The sequence below is a fragment of the Erwinia sp. genome (assembly GCF_049696395.1).
Taxonomy (GTDB): Bacteria; Pseudomonadota; Gammaproteobacteria; order Enterobacterales; family Enterobacteriaceae; genus Erwinia.
In genome coordinates, this window is record NZ_JBAVTT010000017.1 from 1 (window position 1) to 6,256 (window position 6,256).

At 50.4% G+C, this 6,256-nt stretch carries 4 protein-coding genes and 1 pseudogene; 1 reads left to right on the forward strand and 4 read right to left on the reverse strand.

Annotation, left to right across the window (positions count from 1 at the left end; genetic code table 11):
* Positions 1-35: 35 nt before the first annotated feature.
* Both WCC56_RS02535 and WCC56_RS02540 read right to left on the reverse strand, forming a co-directional pair.
* Positions 36-1,274 carry an IS110 family transposase gene (locus tag WCC56_RS02535; RefSeq protein ID WP_424690874.1) on the reverse strand — a complete coding sequence of 413 codons (1,239 nt, stop codon included), beginning with the start codon at positions 1,272-1,274 and terminating at the stop codon, positions 36-38.
* A 350-nt stretch (positions 1,275-1,624) separates the two neighbouring features.
* Positions 1,625-2,266, reverse strand: a complete 642-nt coding sequence (locus WCC56_RS02540; protein WP_001567361.1) for a recombinase family protein — start codon at positions 2,264-2,266, stop codon at positions 1,625-1,627.
* A gap of 167 nt (positions 2,267-2,433) precedes the next feature.
* Between WCC56_RS02540 and WCC56_RS02545 the strand changes: the two are divergent.
* Positions 2,434-5,411 (forward strand): annotated as a pseudogene (locus WCC56_RS02545) (Tn3 family transposase).
* 277 nt (positions 5,412-5,688) lie between these two features.
* Here WCC56_RS02545 and WCC56_RS02550 read toward each other — a convergent pair.
* The gene (locus tag WCC56_RS02550; RefSeq protein ID WP_424690875.1) at positions 5,689-5,877 is read right to left on the reverse strand and encodes a GH36-type glycosyl hydrolase domain-containing protein; all 189 of its coding nucleotides are present in this window, start codon (positions 5,875-5,877) and stop codon (positions 5,689-5,691) included.
* A partial coding sequence (locus tag WCC56_RS02555) for a hypothetical protein (RefSeq protein ID WP_424690876.1) occupies positions 5,874-6,256 on the reverse strand: 383 nt, incomplete at its 5' end. The genes WCC56_RS02555 and WCC56_RS02550, both read right to left, overlap by 4 nt.

Genomic DNA, 6,256 nt, shown 5'->3' on the forward strand with positions numbered 1-6,256 from the left:
GTCCGCTTCACGCCCTGAGACATTCGACAAGTTTTTTATGGCCTCAGTAAGGACGAGTGTCGTGCTTCAAGTGCCAGCAAATATTTTGCTTCGTCATAACAGGTTCTGGCCTTCCAGCAGCGGTAAATGATCCTTATCCATTTGAATGCCAGTGCCCGGATCGCAGACTGATGAGATTTGCCCTTCTCTCTGAGGCCCTGATAATACAGTCTGGCCCAGTATGATGAGTTAACCGTCTTGGCAGCCCATTCAACAAAGGTCTGCCTGACGAACTTGGCACATTGCCATCGCCAGTGAACCCAGGATTTCTGGCCACTTCGTTCTGTCACCGGCGCTATACCGGCGTAGTTTTGAATTTCTTCTGCGCTGTTAAAACGGTCACGGTTATCGCCAAGTGCAGCAAGCATCCGTGGGCCCATACACGGCCCCATGCCTGGTAGTGATTTGAAAAGCCCTGCATCTGGTAATGAGTCAAACAACGTTTCGATGCGTTCGTCATAGGTTTTGATGATTTCACTCACGACTTTAATTTGTGTCGCCAGTGCTGTTGCCATCAAAGCATTAGCCTCTATAACACTCGGGTCTGTAGTCAATGGAATCGCGTTATCAATACTCGCAACACGTTGATCGGTAAGGGCCATTGCGCGGCCACCTTTGGCATTCAGAAAGTTACGAATAGTGTCGTGCCTTGCGCGTTTCAGTTGTTGCAGACTGGGCCACCGTATAATCAGTGCACACAACAATAAGCTACCCCGATGTGAGAACCACTCCAGTGGCTGAGGATAATATTGTTTAAGCGTGTTGATTATCCGGTTCACAAAGCGGCGTTTATCTTCGACCAGCAATCGACGCTGCTCAACTAACTGTTGAAGCAACCGGATAGCAGCATTATCGGGTTCAATGGCTTTTATCTTTTTGGGATAGCGTAGCATTAGCTCTAACGCTAATTCTGCATCCTGGGGATCATCTTTAGCGCCACTCGGCCAGAAGGTCTGCCGATAGCGGGCCAGGGACAATGCGTGTACTGGGAAAACGGTGATAAAGGGGTACTTCTGGAGGGCATACACCACCGGACCTTTTTTCAGCTCAAGGGCGATAGCTATTTTGCCTTTCACCTGTTTGTGCAATGCGTTGAGCCAGATATCAAGCGCTTCCGGCGTATGTTCAATTACATGGAATGTGCGTTCACCGTTTTTAAACTGAACACAGACATCGTGCTTTTTATCCGCCCAATCGAGACCAACATGGGCAGCAAACTGATCTATCGTAGCCATAACCAACTCCTGTTTATCGGGGATTGGTATGCATTCCACGCTCTTCGAAAGAAATATAGTCAGCAGTTTGTCTGCATGCCCTGAGTATTCGTTAGCGAACGTGGAGCACTTACTGGTTCGAAAGCAAAGCGGCAATCATCACATTTCATGATTCTGGCACAATATTCGTAACCAGTAAGCGCATACCCTGAATCACTGCAAAGTGTAGTTCTCAGGGTGCGAATGACTATACCTGGCACACAGCGGACTTTCCTTACATAGATGATGCGTCAGGCTGCTAATCACAAAAGTTGTTACAGGGCGCTAACTATTAGGCCATGACTGCAAATAAACACCGTTATTCCAGCCTTTCAGGCAGTTTCATTATTTTTATGAAGCGCTTGTATCCGGCAAACCTGTGAAGCACTGTAGCCTGTAGCATCCGCCGTTTCCCGGATACTCAGTTTCTTTACCTGCCGGTAGTACAGGACTTTCTGATGCCGTTCCTGATCGGCCTGCTTACCCCGGTACTTTCCAATTGTATGAGCCCGCTCGATTCCCTGTTTTTGCCGCTGGCGGCGGCTCAGCCAGTCCTTATGTGACATTGCGGCCATCAGATCGATAAGCATGTTATTGATGGCGGTTATTACTGCGCGGGTTATCGGGTCGGCCTGCGAAGGGTCCTTATCTGACAGTGCCTGCCATGATGTGGGCACATCAAGACTGACAATTCGCAGCTCATGTTGTTCTATCTGTTTTTTTAGCGTCATCCAGTCGCTGTTGCTGAGACGTGTCAGACGGTCTATCTGCTCGACCAATAAAATATCATTGTGGTGACTGTCCATCAGTAAGCGCCCTAGTTCCGGGCGCTCAAGTTTTGTGCCACTGATATTTTCCCGGTAGTAGCTGGCGATTTTATGCCCCCGTTCCTGGACGAACTGCTCCAGCATCTCTTTTGCCCGATCGGCGAACTGGTCTTCCGTCGATGCCCTTAAATAAGCTCTGATGAACATTTTCCCACCGCGTTATCGCATTTAGGTTATTGCATTTATTCTATCGCATATAGGTTATGTCATTTATCGTGTGCCGTCACGTTTTGGTTGTGGCGTCAAGGTGTACCCTTATGCGATAAGCATTCTTGTTAAAAATACCGAACCGAATAATTTATGAGGGAAACTATATGGCAAGGAGGCAGGTTCTTTCTCTGTCGGAAAGAGAATCATTACTGGCATTGCCAGATGATGAGTTAACGCTGACCCGAATGGCCTATTTCAGTGAGCATGATCTGGCACTTATCAGTGCTCACCGTAAACCTGCCAGCCGTTTTGGTTTTGCCGTCCTTCTTTGCTACCTGAAAAATGTCGGCTTTGCTCCGGATAAAAAAATCCCACCCTCTGATGCGCTGCTGAAGCATATCGCCAGCAGGCTAAAGCTTACCGGGGATCTCTGGCCTGCTTACCTTTCCGGCAGGGATACGACCCGGCGTGAGCATTTAACCGAACTGTACCGCTATCTTGGCGTAAAGGCGTTCACCGGCAAAATACAGCAGGACGGTATTACGCACCTGTTGTCGATGGCGACGCGCACCGATAAAGGTATTCTCCTGGCCGAAGAGTTACTGGTCTGGCTCCGGCAGAACAACGTGATAATTCCCGCGATTGATGTCGTGGAGCGGACCTGTGCGGAGGCCATGGCTGGCGGAGATAAAATCGTATTTCAGACCCTGAATGCCCCGTTAACTCCGGCGCACCGGGATGCCCTGGATCGTTTACTTGAGTCATCAGATAATCAGCCTTCCAGGCTGACATGGCTTCTGCAACCGCCGGGTAAAATCAATGGTAAGAACGTACTGCAACATCTTGATCGGCTCAGCAGCATTGAATCGCTGGCATTACCTGAAGGTATAGATCGTACCATTCACCAGAACCGGTTGCTGAAACTGGCGCGGGAAGGCCGAAAGATGAGTAGCCGGGATTTGACCCGATTTTCAGCAGCCCGCCGTCATGCGATCCTGGTCTGCGTGCTGGAAGAAGCCAGAGCCACACTGACAGACGAAGTGATTGAGCTGCATGAACGAATGCTGAACAGCCTTTTCAACAAAGCCAAAAGAACACAGGCTGAGCGCCTTCAGCAGACCGGAAAGCTGATCCAGTCCAAACTGAGGCAGTACATCGATGTTGGTCAGGCGCTGTCTGATGCCCGCGACTCCGGTGGCGATCCATGGCTCGCAATAGAAAACATACTCCCGTGGCCTGAATTTGTCGCCAGTCTGGAGGAAACACGCCATCTCGCCAGAAAAAATAATTTTGACCCGCTGCATATTATTACTGAGAAATACAGCACATTACGGAAATATGCCCCGCGCATGTTGTCCGCTTTACAGTTAGTCGCAACCCCGGCAGCACAACCTCTGGCTGATGCGCTGGTTGTGATCAAGGATATGTACCGGAAGCAGTCACGTAAAGTTCCGGCGACTGCGCCGCTTGAGTTTGTCCCTGAAAGCTGGCGCAAGGTGGTGATTACACCTGCGGGTATTGACCGGCAGTATTATGAATTTTGTGCGCTCAGCGAGCTTAAGGGAGCGTTGCGCTCCGGGGACATCTGGGTTAAAGGCTCACGCCGCTACAAAAATTTTGATGATTACCTCATTCCCGAAAAGGACTTTGACAAACTCACACCGGCGCTGCCACTGCCCGTATCTGCTGATTATCATGAGTACATTGCCAGCCGTATGACTCTGCTTCAGTCCAGACTTGAAGAGGTCAATGCCATGGCTGCCCTTGGTGAACTGCCCGATGTGGAAATATCCGACAAGGGCGTAAAAGTCTCTCCGCTGGATAACTGCGTTCCGGCACAGGTTTCACCGCTGGCAGAACTGGTTTACAGCATGCTACCGCGACCTAAAATCACGGAAATTCTCGACGAGGTAAACTGCTGGACGACGTTTACCCGTCATTTTTCGCATATAAAAAATGACATTACCCGTCCCGATACCCGCCAGCTCCTCACCACCATTCTTGCGGATGGCATCAATCTTGGCCTGACCAAAATGGCAGAAGCCTGCCCCGGGAGCACCAAATCATCACTCGAAGATATTCAGGCATGGTATACCCGCGACGAAACCTATTCAGCCGCGCTTGCTGAGCTGGTAAATGCGCAGGGAAAAAGACCACTGGCGGCATTCTGGGGAGACGGAACAACGTCATCATCAGATGGACAGAATTTCAGAACAGGCAGCTCAGGCCGCTACGCAGGGCAGGTTAACCCGAAATATGGGCAAGAACCTGGACGTCAGTTTTATACCCATATTTCGGATCAATACAGCCCGTTTTACACCTGCATAATAAGTCGGGTCAGGGATTCAACCCATGTTCTCGATGGTTTGCTGTATCACGAAAGCGACCTGGAAATCAGGGAGCATTACACCGATACAGCTGGTTTCACCGATCATGTCTTTGCCCTGATGCATCTGCTAGGCTTTGCGTTCTGTCCACGAATCAGGGATCTCCACGACAAAAAGCTGTTTATCAAAGGGAAAGCAGACCAATACCCGGCGCTTCAGTCACTGATATCAACAACCAGCCTGAATCTGAAAGAGATCGAAATTCACTGGCGTGAAGTGCTGCGCCTGGCAACCTCGATAAAGCAGGGAACCGTGACGGCATCCCTGATGCTTAAAAAGCTTGCCAGCTACCCCAAGCAAAACGGACTTGCCAAAGCACTGAGGGAAATTGGCCGTATTGAACGAACGCTGTTTATGCTCGACTGGTTCCGCGATCCGGCACTTCGTCGGCGGGTACAGGCGGGACTGAATAAAGGAGAAGCCCGTAACGCGCTGGCGCGCGCGGTATTCCTGCACCGTCTGGGTGAAATCAGGGATCGTAAACCGGAAAATCAGAGCTACCGCGCCAGCGGACTGACGCTGCTGACGGCAGCTATCTCGCTGTGGAATACCATCTATATGGAAAGAGCGGTCGATGCCCTGAAGCGTAAAGGGATGAAGATCAACGAGCGACTGCTATCGCATTTGTCCCCGCTAGGCTGGGAACACATCAATCTTACAGGCGATTATATCTGGAAAAGCAACCGGATACCGGCTTCCGGTAAGTTTCGTCGGCTGCGGCCAGCTAAAGTAGGAAGGTCAAAAAACGACCTTAACGTACAATAATTTTCGATATCCAAATTGACCCCTTATAGGCGATGACGCTACGTCAGCTTTGAAAGATGTCAACCATATGAATTACCCCATCATCCCCCAGAAGGATCCTGTCGTCAGGCAATATCACACCATTCAGCGCGACTCTATATTCCCCACTGTTGGAAACAACGTTGATCTGATACTGATTGTCTCCATGGAGGTATGTCATCCTGACAGAAGGCCAGTCATGGGGTAACTGTGCATGCACGGTTAATTCTCCGGCGCGAAGTTTAATCCTCAGTAAATCCTCAGTAAATCCTCAGTAAGAAGGCGATATGCCCAGCCAGCGGAACCGGTGTACCAGCTCCAGCCGGCTCGCCCGGTATGGGCCGCGACACTGTAGACATCGGCGCTCATGACGTAAGGCTCAGCTTTATATATTTCTGCATTAGTGACGTTCAACGTATGGTTAATCGGATTAATCATTGACCACAATTGCCATGCCCTATAGTTGGACTGAACTGTGTGACAGCCTGAGCGCTGCCGTCGCTTTGCCAACTTTGCAGAGTCAAATCGAGTTGGTCCCCCTGGATTCGGCCCAGGTTGGTCAGAGTCGTGCCCTGCATATCGAGTGTTCCGGCACTCAGTAACTGCCCATTTTCCTGATTGCTAATGCTGCCACCGCGCAACGTCAGTTGCTGCCCCTGAAGTGTCCCATGATTATCGAGTGAATCCGCACTCATCGTCAGCTGGCCATCGCTGAGTAACGTTCCCCTATTGGTCGCCTGCTTCCCCGAGACCTGTAGTGACTGTCCGCCTTGCATCGTGCCACTGTTAGTTACCGTGCCAGCCTCAATCGTCGAAA

Bases quoted from the DNA above. Each gene is read 5' to 3' on its own strand.
- WCC56_RS02535 (WP_424690874.1), bottom strand. From the start codon at position 1,274: ATGGCTACGATAGATCAGTTTGCTGCCCATGTTGGTCTCGATTGGGCG.
- WCC56_RS02550 (WP_424690875.1), bottom strand. From the start codon at position 5,877: ATGATTAATCCGATTAACCATACGTTGAACGTCACTAATGCAGAAATA.
- WCC56_RS02540 (WP_001567361.1), bottom strand. From the start codon at position 2,266: ATGTTCATCAGAGCTTATTTAAGGGCATCGACGGAAGACCAGTTCGCC.